General features: G+C 41.2%; 16 protein-coding genes. 2 read left to right on the top strand and 14 right to left on the bottom strand.

The features are described from left to right. Positions 1–15: 15 nt before the first annotated feature. The 14 genes from ACZOVS_RS00325 to ACZOVS_RS00260 all read right to left on the bottom strand — a co-directional run bounded on the left by ACZOVS_RS00325 (position 16) and on the right by ACZOVS_RS00260 (position 17,479). On the bottom strand, positions 16–723 hold the full coding sequence (locus ACZOVS_RS00325; protein ID WP_483995246.1) for a peroxiredoxin: 708 nt from the start codon (positions 721–723) through the stop codon (positions 16–18). A gap of 367 nt (positions 724–1,090) precedes the next feature. Then, a complete protein-coding gene (locus ACZOVS_RS00320; protein WP_483995245.1) occupies positions 1,091–1,411 on the bottom strand; it encodes a TetR/AcrR family transcriptional regulator in 321 nt (106 codons plus the stop codon). A 110-nt stretch (positions 1,412–1,521) separates the two neighbouring features. Continuing rightward, on the bottom strand, positions 1,522–1,848 hold the full coding sequence (locus ACZOVS_RS00315) for a DUF2149 domain-containing protein (protein WP_483995244.1): 327 nt from the start codon (positions 1,846–1,848) through the stop codon (positions 1,522–1,524). Positions 1,849–1,855: 7 nt separating this feature from the next. Then, a complete protein-coding gene (locus ACZOVS_RS00310) occupies positions 1,856–2,446 on the bottom strand; it encodes a MotA/TolQ/ExbB proton channel family protein (protein WP_483995243.1) in 591 nt (196 codons plus the stop codon). Continuing rightward, complete coding sequence (locus ACZOVS_RS00305) at positions 2,443–3,147, bottom strand: hypothetical protein (protein ID WP_483995242.1); 705 nt, start codon at positions 3,145–3,147, stop codon at positions 2,443–2,445. The genes ACZOVS_RS00310 and ACZOVS_RS00305 overlap by 4 nt, the downstream gene beginning before the upstream one ends. After that, positions 3,147–7,418 carry a cobaltochelatase subunit CobN gene (locus tag ACZOVS_RS00300; protein WP_483995241.1) on the bottom strand — a complete coding sequence of 1,424 codons (4,272 nt, stop codon included), beginning with the start codon at positions 7,416–7,418 and terminating at the stop codon, positions 3,147–3,149. The genes ACZOVS_RS00305 and ACZOVS_RS00300 overlap by 1 nt, the downstream gene beginning before the upstream one ends. Next, complete coding sequence (locus tag ACZOVS_RS00295; RefSeq protein ID WP_483995240.1) at positions 7,415–9,586, bottom strand: TonB-dependent receptor; 2,172 nt, start codon at positions 9,584–9,586, stop codon at positions 7,415–7,417. The genes ACZOVS_RS00300 and ACZOVS_RS00295 overlap by 4 nt, the downstream gene beginning before the upstream one ends. Beyond that, positions 9,583–10,245, bottom strand: coding sequence for an HmuY family protein (locus tag ACZOVS_RS00290; protein ID WP_483995239.1), 663 nt, complete (start codon positions 10,243–10,245; stop codon positions 9,583–9,585). Before ACZOVS_RS00290 ends, ACZOVS_RS00295 begins: the two co-directional genes overlap by 4 nt. 21 nt (positions 10,246–10,266) lie before the next feature. After that, positions 10,267–11,094 (bottom strand): calycin-like domain-containing protein, encoded by an 828-nt coding sequence (locus tag ACZOVS_RS00285; protein ID WP_483995238.1) that lies wholly within the window; start codon positions 11,092–11,094, stop codon positions 10,267–10,269. Positions 11,095–12,022: 928 nt separating this feature from the next. After that, positions 12,023–12,559, bottom strand: coding sequence for a hypothetical protein (locus tag ACZOVS_RS00280; RefSeq protein WP_483995237.1), 537 nt, complete (start codon positions 12,557–12,559; stop codon positions 12,023–12,025). A gap of 10 nt (positions 12,560–12,569) precedes the next feature. Continuing rightward, positions 12,570–14,759 carry a peptidase domain-containing ABC transporter gene (locus ACZOVS_RS00275; protein ID WP_483995236.1) on the bottom strand — a complete coding sequence of 730 codons (2,190 nt, stop codon included), beginning with the start codon at positions 14,757–14,759 and terminating at the stop codon, positions 12,570–12,572. Positions 14,760–14,788: 29 nt separating this feature from the next. Continuing rightward, positions 14,789–15,967 carry a lanthionine synthetase C family protein gene (locus ACZOVS_RS00270; protein WP_483995235.1) on the bottom strand — a complete coding sequence of 393 codons (1,179 nt, stop codon included), beginning with the start codon at positions 15,965–15,967 and terminating at the stop codon, positions 14,789–14,791. 30 nt (positions 15,968–15,997) lie between these two features. Next, on the bottom strand, positions 15,998–17,263 hold the full coding sequence (locus ACZOVS_RS00265; protein ID WP_483995234.1) for a carboxypeptidase-like regulatory domain-containing protein: 1,266 nt from the start codon (positions 17,261–17,263) through the stop codon (positions 15,998–16,000). A 75-nt stretch (positions 17,264–17,338) separates the two neighbouring features. Further along, entirely contained in the window at positions 17,339–17,479 is a 141-nt protein-coding gene (locus tag ACZOVS_RS00260; protein WP_483995233.1) for a class I lanthipeptide, read from the bottom strand. A gap of 788 nt (positions 17,480–18,267) precedes the next feature. On the opposite strand from ACZOVS_RS00260, the gene lysS reads away from it, so the two are divergent. After that, positions 18,268–19,980 (top strand): lysine--tRNA ligase, encoded by a 1,713-nt coding sequence (lysS, locus tag ACZOVS_RS00255; protein ID WP_483995232.1) that lies wholly within the window; start codon positions 18,268–18,270, stop codon positions 19,978–19,980. Positions 19,981–20,001: 21 nt separating this feature from the next. Then, the gene (locus tag ACZOVS_RS00250) at positions 20,002–23,385 is read left to right on the top strand and encodes a C25 family cysteine peptidase (RefSeq protein ID WP_483995231.1); all 3,384 of its coding nucleotides are present in this window, start codon (positions 20,002–20,004) and stop codon (positions 23,383–23,385) included. Positions 23,386–23,416: the final 31 nt, after the last annotated feature.

The raw sequence follows: 23,416 nt of genomic DNA, 5'->3' as shown, positions 1-23,416 counted from the left end.
TGTCAAGGTTTGCGGTTATTTGCCCAATTTGCTTTCTACTTCTTCCTTGCTCAGTTGCTTGGTGCAGAAGAACCAGTCGTAGCATTTCATGGGGCCTTCCTCGCCATCCATGCGGGCTTTGGCAACGCCGCACGAGCCTGCCGTGGGCACAATCACTTCATCGCCCGGTCGCCAGTCGGCTGGCAGCGCCACGCTGAAGTTGTCGGCAGTCTGCAACCCGATGAGCACGCGCTTGATTTCGTCAAAGTTGCGCCCCAGGGCGAGCGGGTAATACAGTATGGTGCGTATCTTGTCTTCCGGGTCGATAAAGAACACCGCACGCACGGCTGATGTCTGGCTTTCGCCCGGCTGTATCATGCCGTAGAGTTTGGCTACTTCCATGGTGATGTCCTCAATAAGCGGGAATCTGACAGCCACGTTTTTCATGCCTTTGTATTCGATTTTGTCCTGGATGGTGCGTAGCCAGGCGATGTGGCTGTACAGTCCGTCCACCGATAGTCCGACAAGCTGGCAGTTGAGCGCTTCAAATTCGTCAGCCATTGTGGCGAAGGTCATAAATTCGGACGTGCACACCGGCGTGAAGTCGGCCGGATGGCTGAACAGAATCTTCCACTTGCCTTTATAATCGGTCGGGAAGTTGATGACACCTTGGGTTGTCTTTGCAGTGAAGGCAGGAGCCGGATCGCCGATCCTCGGCATTACATTTACTTGATTTGTTTCCATAGTTGTACTTTTTTATAAATAAATAATTAATTGTTTTGATTTTGTTAGCAAAAGTAAGGCGTTTATCAATACCAACTTAACGTTTTTTTCTATATGAATATCGATATTTTCTATATGATTTTGCAAATTATAGTTTTTTGTGATATATTAAATAAGCCAATATTCTCAGGTTTACAATTGTTTATCAGCTGCTTATGTGCAATGAGTCAAATATTCTTCTTTAGGCGGAACAAATCAATGCTGATAAATCCGTTGTCAAGCAAATTTTTTCCATTTTTCTGCGGAATGCATAATCATACCTTCAATCCGATCTGACCAAAACATATTGAAGCGATGAACCACGTGACTTAAAAAGCAAAATTGTCAATTAGCGACGATATTTTCGGATAATGCGAAGATAATTGTTCACACTGTTTCGGAATTGATTCTCGAGAGTATAAGTTATATATCCTTGTCGGCTATTACCATGTTGTATTTGCAACAATTTATCAAACTCTATGATGACAGGTTGCACCACAGCACGAAAAACGGCATCTTTCCCGCTGAAATAATTATAAATATTGCCCAATCCCACCTGCGAAAAAGCAGCAATCCAGCGCATGGACACTTTCATGAAATCTTTTTCACAAAAAAGTTCCGAAGCCGATTTCACAATCCTGACACTGATATGTTTTTTCGCAACTTGCATAGTCTTATTATTTCATGAAAAATCGAATGTCTTTATAATATACATAAATACATATTCCCAATAAATGCAACTAAGAATTTGCAAAATCATCAAATACTTATAGACTCAACTCATTCCGGGACATAAATTATTTCACCATTCTCCAACTCATAAGCAATGCCAACTTTTCTGCCACGTTTACCGTTTTTCACATCTTGATTTTCTGAAGGTGTATAACGAATTATTTTCTCTCCCTCTTTGGTGATAATCTCCATATTTTCCTTACCCGGATTTTTCACCATGGTAAAATCCTCTTTACTAAACATTTCAGTCATATTATAACGGCTCACCAAAGCCACCATGAGAGCAAGGGCAAAAACCATGGCAACATCGAACAAGTTACCCACTACACTCATAGGGTCGTTGTCTTCGTCTTTATTCAAAAGTCTTCGTCTCATTTTATAATTACTTTTCATTCAACAATTCCGACACGAATTCAAGATTTGCCATGTCTTTAAAATACCATCGTTGTTTAACCTGTTGTGTGATAAAGCCAACAGCTGCGGCAAACAGTCCTACGACGGTAGTAGCGAATGCCACCTGCATGTTATAAGCCATAGAAGCTATATCGCCTGTTGACAGTCCCACCAAAGCAGGTCCCATAGGTATCAGAGTACCCATGAGGCCGAGCATAGGACCCATCTTACAAAGGATCTTTGAAGATGAAAGGTCCTTGTCAATTTCCACTTCGAAATCAGCAAGAAGACGTTGACGCATGGCTGCATTGTCTTTAGCCTCCAACAGTCGATTCAGATAAGTCACCACAATAGAAGGGTTCTTTTTAGGCAGCCGTTCAGCAAGAGTCAACACCGTATCACTGTCGAGGGTGTCCAATTCTTTACTTATAAGCGAGGCAGTACGACGTATAGAAAGATACTGTCCGAAAAAATTGCCAATCAGCAGCAATGAACGTACGAAGAAAAAGATAAGCAACACTATGACAGGAACCAGAAGACCCGTCGAAATCCAATAAAGAATGTCTGAAATGTAATTCATTTTATTATTTGGTTTTTTATTATTTTTTTCAATTTTAATTTGTATGTCACAATACCGCATACAAGACCGGCTGCGACTAACAACAAAACAGTTCCCAATGCCAACCAGTCCACCTCGGTATTACCGGCGACTGCCGTCCTGCCATTTACAGTAGCCACTATACTCAATATCGCCATCAAGGCATTGGACAGGAACAGCAATTCAAGGCGTATCTCTTTTTCCGGAAGAAGTCGTTTCAATAACCATGTCGATAGTGGTACAACAACAAGAACCAAAGCAGCAAGACACCATGCCACCAAGGGGAATGACACTCCGGGAAAGGCAAAAACAGCAGCCACCAATACACTGAACAACACCGGGAATATCAATATTCCGGGAAACCATCGCAAAACACGGTATATCTGTATGATATAATGTTTTACTTTACCGGAAGAATGAATATGAGCAGCCAAAATACAAAATGTCATCTGTACAAGCACTTCCAAAGTAAGTATCACTGAGATATCAAGCATCAGAGTCGTGTCGGCAAGCCAATCCGAAATTCTGCTTTTCGACTGTTCTATGGCATATTGCCACATCAACCCTACAAACAAGGCACATATAACTGAGGACAATGCCACAAAAGAGACTTTGCGATAAGTCTGCTTCAAGATATAATTGAAGCAGACCATAATCATCATTACAAGAACCACAGTCTCCATTATTCCTCCATTTTCTTACGGCGACGACGAACCACTATGACAAATACAACGACAGCAACGACAATGAGTATTATCACTACGGTATTACTGACAAGAGTTGTCATATTGTCATTGTTGGACAAGTCTTGCCGTTTCAGCACTGTACCTTTGTCACTGTTGAGCGATGCCTCGCGTATCTCACGTATATTCTGTTCGTATCGACGAGCAGTTTCCACAGAAGTCTTGGAAGCAATAAAATCGCGCAACTTCGCATTATCGCAGACAAAGCCGGAGCAAGAAGACTTGTATTTATCAATAAGTTCGGTATGCAGTTCAGCTATAGCCTCCAACTGTTCCGGCGAAGCCTTCCACATACCTTTGCGAGCCGTTTCCATCATCACGGCAGTCATCTCTTCTAAGGCAGCGGGATTCTTCTGTTCAAAATAACCTTTAACGCCAATGTCGAACTTATCCTGAACATAGATATCATATACCTCGTCCCACATCTCATCGTCAATCACTTCCGGTTTCATCACATTCCACGCGTACGTATTTTGTATTATCTCGGCAAAACCGGCAGCCGAACCGGCATCACCTTTCATCTTTTCCTTTATATAGTTAGGATTGAATATTGTGGTTCGGCTCTCAACACCTATTGCCTCTTTAAGTTCCTGCATACGCATATTGTTACGGTTACGATAGTCGCTCATATAGGCATCCGGGTCTTTGCCTGTCACCTCACGTACGGCGAGGTTCATTCCACCCATAAACTCATATACATGGTCGAGGCTCAAGGCGCCCCAGGTGTTACTCTGACGCGGTTGTATTACGGCATCCGTATTCATCAATGCAGCCTCGAGAGCGTACTGTTGCACCTGTTCCCAGTCTTTCTCACTGCCGTAATATGCACCCATGTTATTCAAATACACGTCTGCTATCTCCGAAGCACTCTCCCAACGGTCTCCACTCTGCACCATCCCGGTGATTCCCGTACCATAGTTTCCATTAACCCCGCCGAAAACACGATAAGCAGATACTTCGCGTGCGACCTTAGGCGACAGACCTTTTTCTATCAATGAATGTTCTGCATCCACCACACTCTCAGCGACATAATTACGATATCTGTCATTTCTCGCTGCAGCAGCCATCTCTACAGCACGTGATATCAGGAAGAGACGCGAAGCCGCAATGTCGCGCAGCTGTCCGCTGGTCTGCACCACCACGTCGATACGCGGACGTCCCAACTGTTCGGAAGGGATAAGACGTATGTCGTTGACTCTGCCAAAGACATCGCGGACAGGCTCAACGCCCAACATATAAAGCACCTGTGCCACAGTGGCGCCCTCCGTCTCCACAAACTCACCACTCCATAACGTATAACTCACCTTACGCGGTACAGAGTCGTTATGACGCTCACGATACATTTTTATAGTATTTTCAGCCAACTCTTTACCTCTCTCCCATGCCATCTCACTCGGCGTCGCCTCAGCATTCACAGCATAGAGATTACGTCCTGTAGGTATTGTATTGGGATTAGCTATAGGGTCTCCTCCGGGAGAAGGAGCAGTATAACCTCCGTTCATAGCGTTGATGAGGGAAGACAACTCGACTTCCGGACTGTTCTCCAACGCCATTTTATAATTGCCCACATTACGTATGGTACGTTCTATCTCCATCACCACGCGAGCAAACTCTTTTTCTTCTTTAGTATAGTCATTTGCAGCACCCATCAAAACCGACATGGCTTTTGAAGGCATGGCGGCTGACTCATCATCAACCGACTCTTCATATTCTTTTTTAGTATTTTCCGGACGAGAGCCTATCTTTGGGATCCAGGAAGGATGTTTTGCTCCACCGCTATTCGACTTAGACACTCCGGCAGGATGTTGCATAGTACCGGCAGACGACATCATGGCCATCATCCTCGACATCATATCCTGCGGCATCGACAAAGAACGTTCTATTGTACGTGCTTTTTCCAACTCTTCTACAGTAATACCTGCTGCCGTACATATAACATCATCTGAAGGCAGTACAGTACCATTCAACAAGCTCGCGACCATGTCGTTGGCAGGAGACAGATAACGGCGGGAAAACAATGACTTATGTTTCTCCGTATCTTCCGTCGCCTTGCCACGCAACTTATCCAATGCCAGAATAGAATATGCAATAGGCTCTGCCGACATTGCAAATACGCTGCTGCGGATACGTTCTTCCGTATATGGCTTGCCCATGGTATAAAGCTCACCCGTCACCTTCTCGTTGGCGAGTTCTTCAGCGAAAGTCTCAATACGGGCAATTTCTTTCTCGGAATAAGGTACAGATAAGACGCTGTCGAGACGCAACTCACGATGTATGCCCAACTCCACAGTCAGACGTTTCACTTTCAAGGCAGCATCTTGAGTATTTGGCTTTCCCTCTGCATACAGCAAGTCGTTATAATCTTGTATGGCGACATTAAGATCGTGGTAAATGGTACGCACGTCACTCTCCATGAAGGGAGGTGTCAGATAAGACTGCAACGTGGCATAGGAGCGGCGTTTAGCTATGATACCTTCGCCCACATTGCCAATAGAATAAACATACAGATGCGGCAAAGGACCCACGAGGACATCCGCCCAGTCGTTATCACTCAAAGCAACTTGTTTTTTAGGAGTGAACTCCAGACTGCCATGGGTACCGAAATGAATCATCACATCAGCGCCGAATCCATATCGAGCCCACAGATACGATGCTATATAAGCATGAGGCGGAGCAGCGTCGGTGCCATGTACTATGGCGAAGTCGTCATCGCCCGCGCCGGCAGCCAGCTGAGGCAGCAGCACCACATTGCCAAGTTCGACACGCGGCAGAGCCAAACGTCCGTCATCGGCAGATAAATAGCTGCCGGGGAACTCATCATCTACAGCTACCACATCCGACATCATGGCAGGACGTAACGCCTTTGACGTCCATTCGGCATAATCATCGGCGGTGATGAGTTCCGGATTGCCGGTCCTCAGGAAGTCATCCTTTGCCCCTAAGGCATACGCGTTGAAGACAGCACCCTGCCTCAGTATAAGCTCTTCCAATCCCGCGGGCGATGACGGCAACCCTTCAACATCATAACCTTCATCCCTCATTCTTGTCAGAAGATTATAAAGAGAAGGAACAACCTCCATGCCGGCTGCTGTAAGCGCATTCTGACCGGGGCCCTTATAATAGTAAATGGCAACACGTTTCTCACTGTTAGGCTTATTTTTCAATGCAATATGATTATTCACCATCTGAACGAAAGACTCCAACCGTTCCGGAATGGCAGATGCATACTGTAATCCTTCTTCATCAAGATAATGACCGAAAAGAGCATAAGGACGTATGGCACCGTCTATCTCCGGCATCACTATGCTTTGAGACATGAACCCTCCGCTCATGCCCATCTTGTCCGCTTCCCATTCATCGACCAACTGATTGACATTGAGAGGAGCAAAGAGCGGAATATTCTGTCTCTTAAGATAATCCACCATATAATCACCCATACGACCGTGCGCCATGTTGATGACAGCAGCAGGAGATATGGAGTCTATCTGACGATTCTGCAACAAAGTCTGCATATTACGTACCGGATATACCACATTACCGGTCTCTTCCAAACGTCTTATCAAGTCTTGAGGCTCCCCCATCTGACCTGTGATAATGATTCGTGGAGCATCCTTTTTCAAAAGATTATGTTTCAGGAGAAATGCATCATATTCCGCCACGCTTTCAAAATCTGTCTCTTCATCATCAGGATTTTCCGGGTCAGCATGGTAAAACTGTTTCAACTCACGCATTATCGGAGCATCGGGATTCTCGCTGTCGAAAGTCTTGCCATCAACCGAGCGTCGTATATAAGTCAACATGTTACGATAATTGCGACGTCCGCCTCCATTGAGGTATGCAGTAATTGTAGCTACTGTCGCAGAATCCGCCGAGATAATCTCATTGGCAGGATTAGTAGCCATGGTCGTTATCACTGCAAGTCCTTTGTTCGCCGCATCTTGTATCACGGAACGCTGTTCCTCCGTGATACGAAGACCCATGCCATTTATCAATATCATATCGTATCTGTTTATATGTTCAAGTTCGTCAACATCCAACGATAATATTTTAATACGGTCATTATCATTGGCTCTTGCAATCTGACCAAGTGTTATGACTTGATAATTAATAAATGCAACACGTGTGGTGGAAAACCATATCTTCCAAATCACAAAGCCCAAAACCAGAACCAGCAGTACTGCACCTGCCCAAAATATTCCTTTACGTTTCATATATTATTGTTTTCCTGTTTTTTCCTACATAACTGTTCTACATCCATTGACAATCCCATCAAAAAAGTCGTACCTGTGGTAGTCGGAGAATTGCTGTAATAATAATCAGGACGATAGTTGAAAATATTATCTATCGCCAAAGAAATAGCGATACCATTCAGCAGTTGCTGAGTGACACTCAACTTCCAAATAGTATAACCGGGATATGTCTGTTCCACTGTCTCCTCATAAGAAGTCATCTCAGTATAAACATCTGTCGTCAATCTTGAAAGATAACGACCTGAGAGTGCCACACTCAGAGCATAGTTTTTCCATGTTTTGTCGTATGCCAGACGAGCAGTGGCAGCATGGGGACGTGTAGATGACAGCAGAGGCTCTCCTTTTTTTATATGCTCATAAGTATAAGCATACGACAAACGCCATGACAGACCGAAAGGATATCGTCCCGTCGCATTGGCTTCAACTCCTGTCACATGAAGTCTCGACATATTGGTATATACCTGTCCTGCAAGCGCCATATTCCAAACCGTGGTAATACGGTCATCTACAAGGTTGTAAAATCCTGTAACGGTAAAACTATGTCTTCCTTTCATATACTCACCGGAAAGCGAGAAGTTGTGACTTGTCTCGGCTTTCAAGTCCGGATTGCCATATATCATAAAAATATTGCCCATGAAGAAATCCATATACATCTCTTTCAGAGTAGGAGCACGAAAGCCTCCGGCATAGGAACCACGCAGAGAAAAATTGTTCAATTTATACATCAGTCCTATCTTAGGTGAAAGGTGTTTGAGTTTTGATACCGAATAATAATCGAAACGCAAGCCGGTAATAACATTAAACCTTTTGTGCGGATTCCAGTCGAACTGCGCGAAAGCATCGGCAGTATGCTGGACATGACTGCCGTTATCTTCGAATTGATACGACATAAGATAATCACGCATATAATCGCCCCCGACCGTGATAATGTGCTTGTCGGCAATGGAATAGTTATAAAGTGTGCGGAGTGTATGTTGTACATTGCTGTAATCACGCACATCACGGTCATTGGGTACGAGATAATCACTCTTGTCATATTGGTCAAAAGAATACGACAACTCCATATCATCATTATCGGTAATGCTGTAATTGCCTTTCAATCCTGATGAATAACTTCGATATCTTTCCTTTATGCTTTCAGAAGAATTTCTCTCACGAAAGAAATAACCTGCACGAGCCGTAAATTTCAAATCGTCCATGGCAGTGAACACCAACCGTTCCTTGATATTAAGTGTTGAATTTCCATATATAAGACTATAATCACCAACATCTTCATTGTCTGTACCTTCCGACAGATCAATAGCATCGATAGAGGTGTACTGCACATTAGTCATGGAATTGAATCTGCCTTGATTAAAACCTATAGACCCTCCATAACGTTGCTCATTATGAGACCCATAACGACCATTTACATTCACGGACCATGGTTCCTTCGAATCCTTGCTGATGATATTAACCACACCACCTATGGCATTGGACCCGTAGAGCGACGAGACAGCACCTTTGACAATCTCGATACGTTCTACATTATCCATATTAAGACGGTTGTAATCCACATTATCGAGTGTTTCACCCGCCAGACGCTCGCCATCCACTAAAAACAACACCGAGTTGCCGCCAAAACCTGACATGTTGAGCGACAGTTGCTGATTCATGGAATATGTGAACTCTATTCCCGGCAACTCGGACTGCAACAAATCTCCAATGTTTACTGCATCTACATTTTTAATGTCTATCTCAGATATTACACGTGTTACAATAGGAACATCTTTCAACAACTTGGGCGTTCGTGTCCCGGTAACAACCACCTGCTCCAACATCGTAGAATTTTCTTCCAACCGAAAATTCAACTCTGTATCATCGACATTACTTGTTTTCTTAATGACATCATAATAGCCTACAAACGATATCTTTAAAGTATATGTCTTATTATCAGGAAGCTCCAGTTCATAACGACCGTCAACGTCGCTGACAGTGCCAACAGACGTCAATTCCTTTACTGAAACAGTCGCACCCGGAAGCGGATTATCATTAATATCTTTAACTGTACCGTATATCACACGTTGAGAAAAAACTTCTGCTGAGAAAAATATGCCGAACAGTAAAACCAAAATAAATCTAATCATCATAACTCTACAGGATATAAATAGTCAACTGTCATAAAGCCTTTTACTGCAGCATCATTCATAAAATTGGAGAGACGCAATGCAGCATACGTGCCGTCAGAAAACCGAAGAACATATACCTTATTCGAAAGCGTATATATTGGAGGCATTGTAGAAGTATCCACATCGAGCCAACGCGACAGACAAGGATTGTAATAATCTTCTGCATATATTATTATTCCATCCATCATCTGCGACATGTCAACTGTTATGCGGTCTGTAGTCCATTCGTCGGCAACAAAAGACTCCTGAGGCAAAGAAGCCATATCAGGAAGCGAGTTGAAATCAACGGCAGTGCTCTCAAAAACAGCACCATTATTGGTTTTGGCATCATAACGGTGTATGGCAAAATCCCAGTTGTCAGGAGTACTGTCATATACCGATGTCGTTGTCACCTGCTTGTCATGCAAATCTATATAATGCCACTCGGTATAATCCGTAGCATCTATATAAATTGTACCGGTGCGTGTAGCATCATCGACAATAATGAACCCAAACTCGTTTTTTTCTTCCTGCGACGGCTCGTCATAAATATTTTCGAATATGCCGTTGCATGCACAGAGCGACAGCATGACTGTCACTCCGAACATGAACATCCCCATTCGTTCAAAAATTCCGGACATCATTCGATATGTTATACATTATCAATTAACCACAACAGGAGAAGTACCCGGCAACAAGGTTATGGTAAGACCTCCCATGACTGCCGGAACATTGAATACAAAAGAATAAACATCTTTTGCTGCATCAGTTATTCCTGTCATGGTAAAATCGTAATTATTCGTCACTTCTCCCATGCCCATTGCCACAATGCCATTTCCTGAGAAAGCATAGTTTTCACCATCTTTGGAAATTGTCATTGATGCCACATCGAATTTTCCCCACATAGCAGACTCGAAGACAAGAGCAACAGTACCATCACCATTAGGAGTCAAAGTAAGACTTTCATTGTCACTATATTGATTTTGAAAATAAGCACAGTCGGCATCAGTATATCCCTCGTAAGTGCCAGCCAACAGCAGATCTGCCGGAGCTTCGCCCGTTGAAAAATCAATCGTCATCCCTCCCATAACAGCCGGAACCACAAACTGCATTTGGGCATCTTCTTTCGATTTTATCACTGCCGTGAAGGAACAATCATAGGAAGATACATTACCACCCATTCCCATTTGAGTCTGCCCATTACCCGAGAGATTGCTGACGCCTCCATTTTCATCTACCTGTGCCGAAGCTACAGTAAACTCTCCCCATGAACCGGATGAAAATGCGATATTTGCCGTACCATCGGAATTTTTCGTTATAGTAACTGTCTCATTTATTGAACAATTGTTTTGAAAATAAGCACAACTTGCCAAAGAATAACCTTCATAACTGCCGGATATATCGGGGGACACCGACATCGGGTTTTCTTTTTTGCATGCCATCAAACAAAGAGCCACCAAAGGCAACATAAAAATAGATTTAATTCTCATATCAGTAAATTTTATAATTTTCGCTTGCAAAATTACCGGCACGCCTATAGCTGTACAATACCATCATATTGGTATTTCTTAACCTTTCTTTAGCCATTCTTTGGTATCTTCCCTCTTAACGAATATCATTCAGTCGTTAAACATCATTTTCTCAAATGAAACAAATATTGCCATAATATAGATACAAAATGGCATAACGACAATCATCAGAAAAAGAGACAGTGATAATCATCCTTCCCTTAACTTCAACATTTAGGATTGATTATTAGAAAAAATGGTCGCATAACAAAGTTGATCCGTCTTAAATGTTGTTTGTCAATTCTGAAATATCTGTACAATCTTTCCGCTAAAACTGCAGTTAAACAATGAAGAGAAAATTCCTGTTATCAATATTTTGCATTATGAATCAATTTTACACCTTATTTTCCATGCAACTCCACGGAATTCGTTCATTCCCGAAAAATACAAGAGATAGTCATGAAACTTATTCTGGCAAAGAATATCCAAGTAAACCATTAAGATGATTAAACGGAATCTGAAATATAACCATGTTTATGACAATATGCTAAAATTTTTAACAAACTTAATACCAAAGAAACAATTAAAAAATTTATCACCATCATGTACATGATGGTGATAATCATCAATGTAAGGGATAAAACCGACAATAACACATAAAAAACAGACCATCGTTAGGACTCAATTTTTACAAAGGATTGTCAGAAGATGATGTAAATGTACTTTATTGACAATTGCTACATATAACTTTAAAAGAGCAACGAGTGTTATTTTGGGACATTAACGGAAATAATCAACAAAACACTATTTCTCGACAATATCACGCTGAAACGTAATTTTTATTTATGCCCATCTACTTTCTTATTTGAATTGTTTATATTTAACATATTAATTTTTTCAGTAAATCTCTTCATCTGATGATAACAGCTTTTATCGGACTTATGAAACGGTCCAAAAGCGAAAGGTCATTGGTGATAATTTCTGCAGTGCCGCACATATCCGCATGATATGGTATCACCTTTTTATATTGAGTCAGCAGACTGTCGGGAAGTACCACCTCAAATATATAAGCCATGCCGACATCGGAATCCATATATGGCGACATAGACACATCCGTTAAAGTAATCTGTGCAAAACCATATTCCATGTACGGATATTCCTCAAATTTCAGATTGACCCTTTGTCCGGCTTTTACCTTGCCGGCTCCCTGTCGTGGCAAGACAATCTTTCCGATATAAGCAACATCATCAGAATCGTTTTTTACATCAATCATTATCGTAGCCTTTAAAATATCAGGATATTTTATAAAATAACTTCCTGCAAAAAGACAAACTATCACGGCAAATATCACCGTTATTCCACTTCGTATGAGCCAACGCGGAGGAGAACCGAGTATCTCCTGTACCGCCTCGCTATGAAGTTCTATTTTTTTCTTGTTATTCTCCATGTCAGATATTTTAGTTTCCCAATTCAAGTTGATTCTTCACAAGGTTGTAATATTCACCCTGTCTTTCGGTAAGTTCCTCATGAGTCCCCACCTCCGTTATTCTGCCGTGACTAAGCACTACAATCTGGTCGGCATTTTTAACGGTACTCAGTCTGTGTGCCACTATTACAACCGTTTTCCCCTTGAAAAACTGTTGCAGATTATTCATTATTACAAGTTCGTTATTGGCATCGAGGGCGTTAGTCGCTTCGTCTAAGAAGATATATTCCGGATTTTTGTATATTGCTCGAGCTATCAAAATACGTTGTCTCTGTCCTTGCGAAATGCCGTTGCCTTCCTGACCTATTTTGGTATTATAGCCCAACGGCAGGGATTCTATCATCTCCTGTATGTTTGCCATCTTGCTTGCATGCAACAGTTTCATCTCGTCTATATTATCTTCTCCAAGTGCAATATTCCTCGCTATCGTATCAGAAAATATAAAACCATCCTGCATGACTGTTCCGCAACGTTCACGCCATATACTCTGATTTACATTACGCAAATTGACATCGCCCACCGTTATTTTTCCGTTTTTTGGCGGATAGAACCCCAAAAGCATCTTTACCAATGTGGTCTTTCCGCTTCCGCTCATTCCTACAATGGCTGTAACCTTCCTTTGCGGTATGAAAAGATTCAGGTCCTTTAATACAGCATCGCCAAGCGGGTCATAGTAAAATGTGAGATTCTGTACTGACAGACTCTTGTCTTCGGGAAGTATGGTGACTTTACTATCTGAATCCTGCGTTTCATCTTCTTTGTTGTGAATTTCTCCAAGTCGTTCAAGACTTATTTTCGCATCTTGTGCCGACTGTACAAAACCTATCATCTGGCTTATGGGAGAATTGAGTTGTCCTATGATATATTGCACCGCCATCATCATTCCGAGAGTCATATCACCTTCTATCACAGCTCTCGCCGAGATAAATGATATCAAAATGTTTTTTGTCTCATTGATAAAGAAAGCACCGCTTTGTTGGTACTGACTCAAAGCCAGGCCTTTTATGCTTACCTTAAAGAGTTTTGCCTGTATGTTTTCCCATTCCCAACGTTTCTGTTTTTCACAGTTGTTCAGTTTTATCTCCTGCATCCCGGTAATCATCTGAATGAGGTTGCTTTGTTCCGACGAAGCCTGCGAGAAACGTTTGAAATCGAGGTCTCGGCGTTTCTTTAGAAATACAGTCACCCATAATACATATAATGTACTCGCTATAAAGAAGACAAGCAACAGTTTCAGGCTGTAGAATGCAAGCACGCATGTAAACACTATCAGTGATACAAACGAAAATATGGTATTGAGTGTGGCAGTTGTCAGAAATGACTCTATACGTCTGTGGTCGCCTATGCGCTGCATCAGATCGCCAATCATCTTTGTGTCGAAGAAACCTATTGGCAGTTTCATAAGTTTTATGAGGAAGTCGGATATTATCGATATGTTTATGCGCGTACTTATATGCAGCAATATCCATGAGCGTATAAACTCCACCGATGTTTGAGCTACATACAATGTGAGCTGTGCAACAAGTATCAATGTGACAAAATTCAGATTATTGTTGCCTATACCATAATCTACAATGCTTTGTGTAAGAAAAGGGAATATGAGTTGTAGAAGAGTCCCTATCAGCATGCCGAGAAACAGTTGTACTATAAGTTTCTTATACGGTTTGAGATATTGCAATATAAAAGATAATCTTGCCTTGTCAGGTCTCTCCCCTTCCGATGAATAGAAATCCGGCTGTGGTTCCAGCAGTAAAGCCATTCCTTCAGCGACATTGTCATTCTTTGTGCTTATCCAGCAGGAAAGAAATTCCTTTTCGGTATATTTAACAAGACCGTGGGCAGGGTCTGCAACATAAAACACACCTTTACGTATTTTATAAAGCACAACAAAATGACGTTGTTTCCAATGCACTATGCAAGGCAACGGCACATCGTTTTTAAGCTGTTCGGCGGTGATATGAACGCCGAGTGTCTTGAATCCTATGTTTTCGGCAGCTTCACTTATACCGAGCATACTCACACCCTCACGACTGATATGACATTTTTGTCTCAGTGTATCCAAGCGATAATGCCTGCCATAATGTTTTGCTATCATTCGCAAACAAGCAGGACCGCAGTCCATGGCATCATGTTGGGAGTAGTAGGGGAAAATATGTTTCATAAAAATATATATGTTATGTGTTTTTTCAATTAACTTAATAGTAAACATTCGTCCCAAACGGGTTCTGTATCCGAAATATATGATAATAGCACCAATCCTATTCCCGAAATGCCTTCCAATAATCCGTATTCTTTTTCAAAACCATTATCATTGCCATGCCATGTCTTGTACCCCGCAGCACCATCTTCAAATCTTGCCATCTCCAATGTTTTCTCAATCCAATATTCTGCAGCTTCTTTACATTCTGCCATTCCTGTATAATGATACATCCTTTTAAATATATGTGCAATACCTGATGTGCCATGACAAAAACAGGCATCTATTACACCATTTTCCTGTAAATTACGCCGTTTCGATGCGTGTAACATTATATCCCTTACTTCCTGTTCCCAATCCTTCCTGCCCAATGCTTGGGAAGCCTGCCATAAAGCTACGGCTATACCCAAATCCCCATAGCACCATGCCAAACGGCTTGATGACAAACTTTCCATGCTTTCAAGTGCAAAATTTGGAAATATCGAATTATACTTACCCTCCGGAAGTTTTTGTGCCAGAATATAATTTACCGCTCCTTCTATCATATATTTTGTTTTATCCAGTTCCACTCCTGTCTTGTATATCTTGCTGAGCATTGCAACTACACTCGACATTCCGTGAGATAAACTGATGCTGTATGCTTTTGTTTTCTTTTCGAAATTAGTTAATGTGAGCCATTTTACTCCTTCTGGGTCTTTTTCGGAAAGATTATATAACCATTTTACCAACTCCTCTATGCCTTTCCGATATCCTATCTCTACAAAGTACAACCCTATACCCATTCCTCCATGTAGAAAATCTATATTGTCATGTTTAAAGTAATAGACCATTTCTTTATAAAGATATTCATTGAGAACCAGTTGCTCTTCTTCATTATAACTCTCTATTTCGATGAGATTATTGTTTTTTATATGTTGAACCAACCATTCGAATTTGGAAAGAGATGGGGCAATGGAATACAGTGTATTGTAAACGTATGCAACTCTTTCAAATAAAGAAAACGCTGTATTATAGATTAGTTTATTACTTTTATACTTGTTATAATACAAAAGAAACAAGGTTGTGCCGGAATTATCGCCAAGAAAATTTTTTGTTTTGGTGTTTATGAAATTTTCACTGCAAAAGGTATTTGCTATCTGTACCAGTTTTTTATCTGTTTCCGTTTTGTTCATGATTTTTATGACTTGGATTATATCACAAATCTAAAGTTGTATCCTGTCTATATACGAAATCCATTTATTACTTGAGTCCATGCTCCTTTTCAAAACATAAACTGCTCCTTTATATACTATCACCCTTTGACTCATCCATTGATTTACTGATGTTTTGGGATATGTCTTTCCGGTCTTTACATCAATTTCGTTGAGTGTCTCTCCGAAAACAGTGTAGAATTTATTGAAAACTCTGTCCTGATATATCGTATATCTCCAGAAATCCTCATCTTTCGGATATGTTATATCGCAACTGTTCAACAGATTCAAATCCTCGTCATACATTTCTATCACAGACTTTACATGATTGAAATATATTAAAGTATCCTCGTAAAATCCCAAATATGACGACTTGGGATGAAGCCATGCAGTCTTCAGAAAAACACCCCAGTCTTCAGGGGACGGACCACTATAGGCTGCGCCGACAAATTCTATAAATTCTTTATGAAAATTATATTCGTATGCATAGTTCTTATGTGATTTGGTATCAATATTACGGAAGACGGTTTCGGCTTTTCGGTCGTTTAAATTCACTCTATAATAAATTTCATTGTATCCTGTTTTATCTATCTTTTTTGTGTAAATCCAATTGTCGGTGACAAACAGACAGTTTCCCATCACGTTGATGAATTTGTTCCTTTCCGTCGGGAATGCCACCGTATATTCGTTACCTTTTTCAACTATCTGATATACACTGTCGGCTGTTATTATGTGACAGTTGTTCATGCAGTCCTTGAACATCATTTCAACCGAGGTATTCAATTTGATGTCTATGGTATCCAATGCGTTGAACATCATGTCCGTAAGCAAGATGCGATAATCTTTTAAAGAGCCGTTTCTGCGTTGAAGAATGTAGAATCTGTCGTTTGTTATTTCAAAATCCGTCATTACATACTTTTCTTCTCTGTATCGGATTACCTTTTCTCCTGATATTCCGACTTCAGAAAGCATGTAATAAACCGGACGCATCTCAAAACTGATGTTGACAGAATCCTTTTTGAGTTCTTTATGACGAACCATGATTGTCGTATCCTGATAGCCGATGCATGAATACAGAAGTTCTATATCTTTATCCGATTTTATTGAAAACGAATAATTACCTTTGACATCGCTGCTCGTGCCGTATTGTGTGTTCAACACCCGAATGTTGGCATTCTCCACTCCTACATTTCCGTAAATTGTCGTACGGTTCTGGGCAAATATTGAAATTGTTGAAAACAAAATCATTAAAGAGATTAATAATACTATTCTTTTCATAGGATGATTTTTTTAATAATGGCAGGATTACATTATACGCATCCTGTCATTTGAGTTTTACATGTTTCTATCTCATCACAGATTGATGGACAACCGGGGCTTCCGTAGAATCCACCATGTCGCCGGAGCAGTTTCTCCCCAAATACTGTTTTGTTCATTATTTTGTAAACGAGATACCATAGTCTTGTTCAAACTTAATTTTACTTTCTTGTCCATTTCTATAGCTATTATAATTGTTATTATTATCATTTTACAAAATAAACTTACATCTCTTGGTGTTCCGTTTTTTATTATCTTCACAACGACAAAAATAAAAAACAGTTTTGGTTTTCATTGTGTTGCCAGTTTTGTTTCACTTCTTATTATTTGTCGTCGTCTCCACAAACGGCGACACACTTTTTATTGCGGAGACTTTACAGAATGTATTTCAGAATAGTTTTCATGTGCGATTCGGGATTTGTTTGTCTTTGCAATTTTAGAAAAATTTTTACATCATGTCAAGAAAATAAGATAATAAAAAACTTATCAACCATTCCACATTTAATTCTATTCGTATATCATATTGTTTTCACCTACTTTAAATACTAAAAATCACATTAAACATTGTTAAAATTTCATATTACAAACGTCATTACAAACTTTTTTACCTTGTTTTACAACATAAAATATTGATTATAAATAATATAATAATTTTGCTTTACAAACTTTTTTCTAAATTTTACAAACTTTTGTTGTCTGTATAAAGCAATTTTTTTCATAAATCCGACTGTATCTAAGTATAAATTCCATATTGTAAACTTTTTAATATGCAGATTTGTTACTTTCTTAAATTGTAAAAATCGTTATAGGACTTGCCATATTTCACACAAAATATTTCTGTCATATAAAAAACGACATGTAATGATTTTTTCGTCACATCATAAAAAATAATCGAAACATCATCATTATTAATAGCAATCATTCCCATAATTTTATTATTTTTGCAGACCATAAAAACGAATCTTATGTTGAGTGAACAGGAACAGGTAAGAAGAAACTCTTTGGCAGAGTTATATAAATTAGGAATAAATCCTTATCCACAGGCAGCTTATGAAGTCAATGTAACCACTAAAGAAATAGCGGATCAATTTGACGACAACGATCTCACAAGATTTGAAAAAATCAGCATAGCAGGTCGATTGATGAGCCGTCGTATCATGGGTTCAGCTTCTTTTGGCGAGTTGCAGGACGCACACGGACGCATACAGTTGTATATCAACCGTGACGAGATATGTCCGGGAGAAGACAAGACAATGTATAACATAGTCTTCAAAAAACTTTTGGACATAGGAGATTTCATAGGTGTAAAAGGGTTCGTTTTCCGCACCAAGATGGGGGAGATTTCCATCCATGTAAAAGAGATGACAGTATTATGCAAGTCATTGAGACCTCTTCCTATCGTCAAGGAGAAAGACGGAGTGACATACGATGCTTTCAGCGATCCGGAGTTAAGATACAGGATGAGATATGTTGACCTTGTCGTCAACAAAAACATCAAAAACATTTTCATAACAAGGACGAAGATTATCAACAGCATACGTAACTTTTTCAATGAGAACGGATATCTCGAGGTAGAGACGCCGGTGTTACAGCCCATACCGGGCGGAGCCGCTGCACGTCCTTTCATTACACACCACAACACTCTTGACATACCGTTATATCTTCGCATCGCCAACGAACTATACCTGAAACGTCTCATAGTGGGAGGTTTCGACGGCGTCTATGAGTTCTCGCGCAACTTCCGCAATGAGGGCATGGACCGTACTCACAACCCCGAATTCACTGCTCTTGAGATTTACGTGGCATACAAGGATTATCTATGGATGATGGATTTTACCGAAGCCATGATAGAAAGATGTGTCACCGAGGTATTAGGCACTCATACCATCACCGTAGGCGACAAGGAGATTAGCTTTAAACGTCCCTTCAAACGCATCACCATGACAGATGCCATCAAAGAAAATACCGGCATAGACATCAACGGAATGGATGAGATACAATTACGGGAAGTATGTAAGAAACTCGATGTTGAAGTCAACGACGCCATGGGCAAAGGCAAGCTGATAGACGAGATTTTCGGCGCCAAATGTGAAGGCAACTATATACAACCTACTTTCATCACCGACTATCCTGTCGAGATGTCTCCTTTATGCAAACGTCACCGCGACAATCCGGAACTTACAGAACGTTTTGAACTGATGGTCAACGGCAAAGAACTTGCCAATGCTTATACTGAACTCAACGACCCTATAGACCAGCGAGCCAGGTTCGAGGAACAGATGCATCTATCGGAACGAGGCGACGACGAAGCGATGTTTATTGACCAAGACTTCCTGAGGGCTTTGGAATACGGCATGCCTCCTACATCGGGCTTGGGCATAGGCATAGACAGATTCGTGATGTTGTTAACTGAACAACAGTCCATACAGGAAGTATTGCTATTCCCGCAAATGCGTCCTGAGAAAATCAAAAAAACAGCATCCAAAGAAGACTTCATGGCCGCAGGTGTGCCTGAAATATGGGCTGAGGTATTGATAAAGAACGGTTATACCTCTGTAGAGATGATGAAAGAAGAGAAACCATCAGCATTGAGAGAGAAACTTAACGGTATCAGAAAGAAAAACAAAATGGATGTGCCGGCACTTCAGCTTGAAGAAGTGACAGCATGGCAGTCATAAAAATATTTTTAATTTAAAAAGATGAGAAAGATTTCATTAACCGCTTTATTATGTATGTTGGTATTTTCACTGACAGCACAAGTCATTGAGAAGACCTATACATTCAATGAGCCTGTCATTGAGAAAGTTAATGGTTACGATGTAGTAACATTTGACCAAACCGGGCAAACCGGAGAAGTAGGGAAACCGTCATTGCCGTGGAAAACAGTATCATTGTTATTACCACAAAACAGTGCAGCACAAGACGTGGAGATAATTTTTTCCGACTTCACAGAGTTGGAAGGAGAATACATCTTGTTGCCGCAGCAGGAAGTACGTCCTGTATCATCGCAAGAGCCTTTTGTCTTTGCGAAAGATGAGGCAGCATACAGAATGACAACAGAATACCCTGACAATGCAAAAGGCGATTTAAGCACACAGTATCTCAATGGTTGTTCTTTTGCCTTTGCCGGCTTCACACCGGTGAGATACATAGCTGCATCAGGCAAAGTGTCATACGCCAAGAAAGTTACTGTAAGAGTATCTATCACGGCTGCCAAGGATGACAAAAGTTCCATGTTATGGCTCACTCCGGAAGTACGCGCCAGAGTATCGCGACTTGCCGACAACCCCGAAGCAATAGAATCATACAATACGAGAGCCAAGACAGCCAACGGTTATGAGTTGCTTGTCATAACACCACAGGAATGGGTGTCGCATTTCGATGAATACAAGGAGTTTTACAATGCACGCGGTCTGAGGACGAGAGTGACGGCATTGGAAGACATACTGTCAACAAGCACAGGACGTGACGACCCGGAGAAGATGCGTGAATATATCAAGGCAGAATACGAAAACAACGGCATCCTGATGGTATTGCTCGGAGGCGACTCCAAACTTGTCCCCTACCGCGGATTGTATTGTTATGTATCCGAAGGTTATGTCGATGAAAACATACCGGCAGATATGTATTTCGTTTGTCTTGACGGCACATGGAACGACAATGACAACAACCTGTGGGGAGAAATCGATGAAGCAGATCTCTTGCCGGAGTTGGCAATCGCACGTATGCCTTTCAATGATGAGACACAATTCAACAACATGATGCACAAAACTTTAGAATATCAATCCAACCCGGTATTAGGAGAATTTCGCACTGTGGTAATGGGTGCAGAATGGCTCGACGATACATTTTGCGGCAGTAACGACCTTGAGGCTTTGATAGGAAGTTGCGACGACCATGGATATTTTACTGTTGGCATCCCGGAAGATTATGATTTTCAACGTGTTTATGCCGATGAGAACAACTGGAGCGGTAAAAATTTCAGGGACAGAATAAATGCTGTCGGCGGACAATATACCCATCACGTAGGTCATGCCAACACCGACTATGTGGCAGGCTGGTATGTCAGCAGTACCGACGACAACTCCTTTGCCAAACTCAACGGTGTGGATCATAACTATAATTTCTTCCACTCACACGGCTGTATATGCGGAGACTTCACCAGCACTTGCATGTTGGAACGTCTCGTAAACATATCGACAGGTTATGTTGCCGCAACGGGTAACTCGCGTTACGGTTGGTATATGGCTTTCGGAGACGGCCCTGCCCGACATCTTCACCGTGAATTTGTAGATTCTTATTACAACGACAGACTTCCTTATATCGGAACAGCTTTCGTTGAAATGAAAATCATGACAGCGCCATACGTATCTTCCGGTTGGGGCGATAATGGTGCTTTAAGATGGAATATTTATGCTATCAACATATTAGGAGATGTGGCTGTATGTCCTTGGTTAGACGAGCCTTTCACACCGGAAGTGTATTATCCGACAGCCATACTTGTTGGCTCTACAGAGGCATCAGTAAAAATAAACTGTAACAGCGACAATATGAACAACTTCCGTTGCAGCCTCATGCGCGGTGATGAACTCGTAGCTTTCGGCATCACAGACGAAAACGGCAATGCTGCTTTAGATTTCTTCTCGCCACTCGAAGGAACTGAACCTCTCAGCCTCATTGTGACAGGTCCAAATGCTTATCCTCAGACCTTCGAAGTAAATACACTGCAGGAAGGCATTGCCTATGTTTATGCTTCGGATATTGTCTTAAATGACGACAACGCCATACCGGAATATGGTGAGACAATAAACTTGAACATCAATTTCTACAATGCCGGCACTATTAATGCCGACAACACCAGTGTGACGTTGTCAACAGACTGCGAATATGTCACTATTACCAATGACAATGCAGAAATTGGCAATATTGATGCAGAATCATCAGTAGAAATGAACGATGCCTTTACTTTAGTCATTGCCGACAACGTACCGGACAACACTTATGCCGATTTCACAATAACATGCTCTTCAGGCAACAACAGATGGACACAACATTTCAACATGAGATTGTATGCTCCTGTACTTAAAATCAGTGAGGCGACATACGCAGAACAGCAAGGCGACATGAACGGTTATTTGGACCCTTCCGAAGTAGTAAGAATATCCGTCTCAGGTAAAAATACCAGCAAGAGCGCAGCATCTGACGTCATTTTGAGAGCATCTTGCGATAGTGAATGGATATCATTCGAAACCAATGACATACAGATTGGGACACTTGAAGAAAATGATACTTTTAATGAATATTTAGACTTCATCATCGACAACAACGCCCCTAATGGAGAAATTTTAAACATAGACATCGAAGTTATTGCCGGAGAATATTCTGTTACCAAAGCAATGAGATTGTCGATAGGTGCTCTGAAAGAGACTTTCGAAAGCGGAGACTTCTCATTCTTGGAATGGCAGTTCGATTATGATCTTCCATGGGTCATCAGCGACGAGGAATCTCATGATGGCAGGTACAGCGCCGCCTCCGGAGCTATCGGTGATGACGAAATATCTTCTCTTATAATTGATATACAAACAGAAGCTGCCGGTGATATCAGTTTCTTTTTCAAGACTGACACTGAGAGAAACAAAGACTTCTTAGTATTTTACATTGATGGGCAGTTGATGGATTTATGGTCAGGAGATAACGACTGGCAGAATGTATCATTCACCATAGACGCAGGACAACATATTCTTGAATGGCGTTATGACAAGAGTCCTAATGGAGCAGCCGGAAGAGACCGCTGCTGGATAGATGACGTGCTGTTCCCCGGCAGCAGCCAAATATTAAATGTGACAACAGTCACAGAATCAGAACAAACGAGAGTTTATCCCAACCCTGCCAATGACAGAATCATGATACTAGGCAATGACATTAAAGTCATTGAGATATACAACGCTTTCGGTATGCTGATGACATCACAAAACAACGGAGACAACGTTATCGATGTAAGTGACCTTACTCCGGGATTGTATCTTGTGCGTACTGCTGACAAAAACGGCAAAGTCAACATTACCAAAGTAATCAAGAGATAAAACATAAATAATCAAAATTACACACAAAGGC

The organism is Candidatus Limimorpha avicola, from assembly GCF_056978975.1.
This window is presented reverse-complemented; position numbering and strand designations above follow the sequence as displayed.

Excerpts from the sequence above, each read along its gene's own strand:
- ACZOVS_RS00325 (WP_483995246.1), bottom strand. The coding sequence starts at position 723 with ATGGAAACAAATCAAGTAAATGTAATGCCGAGGATCGGCGATCCGGCT.
- ACZOVS_RS00320 (WP_483995245.1), bottom strand. The coding sequence starts at position 1,411 with ATGCAAGTTGCGAAAAAACATATCAGTGTCAGGATTGTGAAATCGGCT.
- ACZOVS_RS00315 (WP_483995244.1), bottom strand. The coding sequence starts at position 1,848 with ATGAGACGAAGACTTTTGAATAAAGACGAAGACAACGACCCTATGAGT.
- ACZOVS_RS00310 (WP_483995243.1), bottom strand. The coding sequence starts at position 2,446 with ATGAATTACATTTCAGACATTCTTTATTGGATTTCGACGGGTCTTCTG.
- ACZOVS_RS00305 (WP_483995242.1), bottom strand. The coding sequence starts at position 3,147 with ATGGAGACTGTGGTTCTTGTAATGATGATTATGGTCTGCTTCAATTAT.
- ACZOVS_RS00300 (WP_483995241.1), bottom strand. The coding sequence starts at position 7,418 with ATGAAACGTAAAGGAATATTTTGGGCAGGTGCAGTACTGCTGGTTCTG.
- ACZOVS_RS00295 (WP_483995240.1), bottom strand. The coding sequence starts at position 9,586 with ATGATGATTAGATTTATTTTGGTTTTACTGTTCGGCATATTTTTCTCA.
- ACZOVS_RS00290 (WP_483995239.1), bottom strand. The coding sequence starts at position 10,245 with ATGTCCGGAATTTTTGAACGAATGGGGATGTTCATGTTCGGAGTGACA.
- ACZOVS_RS00285 (WP_483995238.1), bottom strand. The coding sequence starts at position 11,094 with ATGAGAATTAAATCTATTTTTATGTTGCCTTTGGTGGCTCTTTGTTTG.
- ACZOVS_RS00280 (WP_483995237.1), bottom strand. The coding sequence starts at position 12,559 with ATGGAGAATAACAAGAAAAAAATAGAACTTCATAGCGAGGCGGTACAG.
- ACZOVS_RS00275 (WP_483995236.1), bottom strand. The coding sequence starts at position 14,759 with ATGAAACATATTTTCCCCTACTACTCCCAACATGATGCCATGGACTGC.
- ACZOVS_RS00270 (WP_483995235.1), bottom strand. The coding sequence starts at position 15,967 with ATGAACAAAACGGAAACAGATAAAAAACTGGTACAGATAGCAAATACC.
- ACZOVS_RS00265 (WP_483995234.1), bottom strand. The coding sequence starts at position 17,263 with ATGAAAAGAATAGTATTATTAATCTCTTTAATGATTTTGTTTTCAACA.
- ACZOVS_RS00260 (WP_483995233.1), bottom strand. The coding sequence starts at position 17,479 with ATGGACAAGAAAGTAAAATTAAGTTTGAACAAGACTATGGTATCTCGT.
- lysS (WP_483995232.1), top strand. The coding sequence starts at position 18,268 with ATGTTGAGTGAACAGGAACAGGTAAGAAGAAACTCTTTGGCAGAGTTA.
- ACZOVS_RS00250 (WP_483995231.1), top strand. The coding sequence starts at position 20,002 with ATGAGAAAGATTTCATTAACCGCTTTATTATGTATGTTGGTATTTTCA.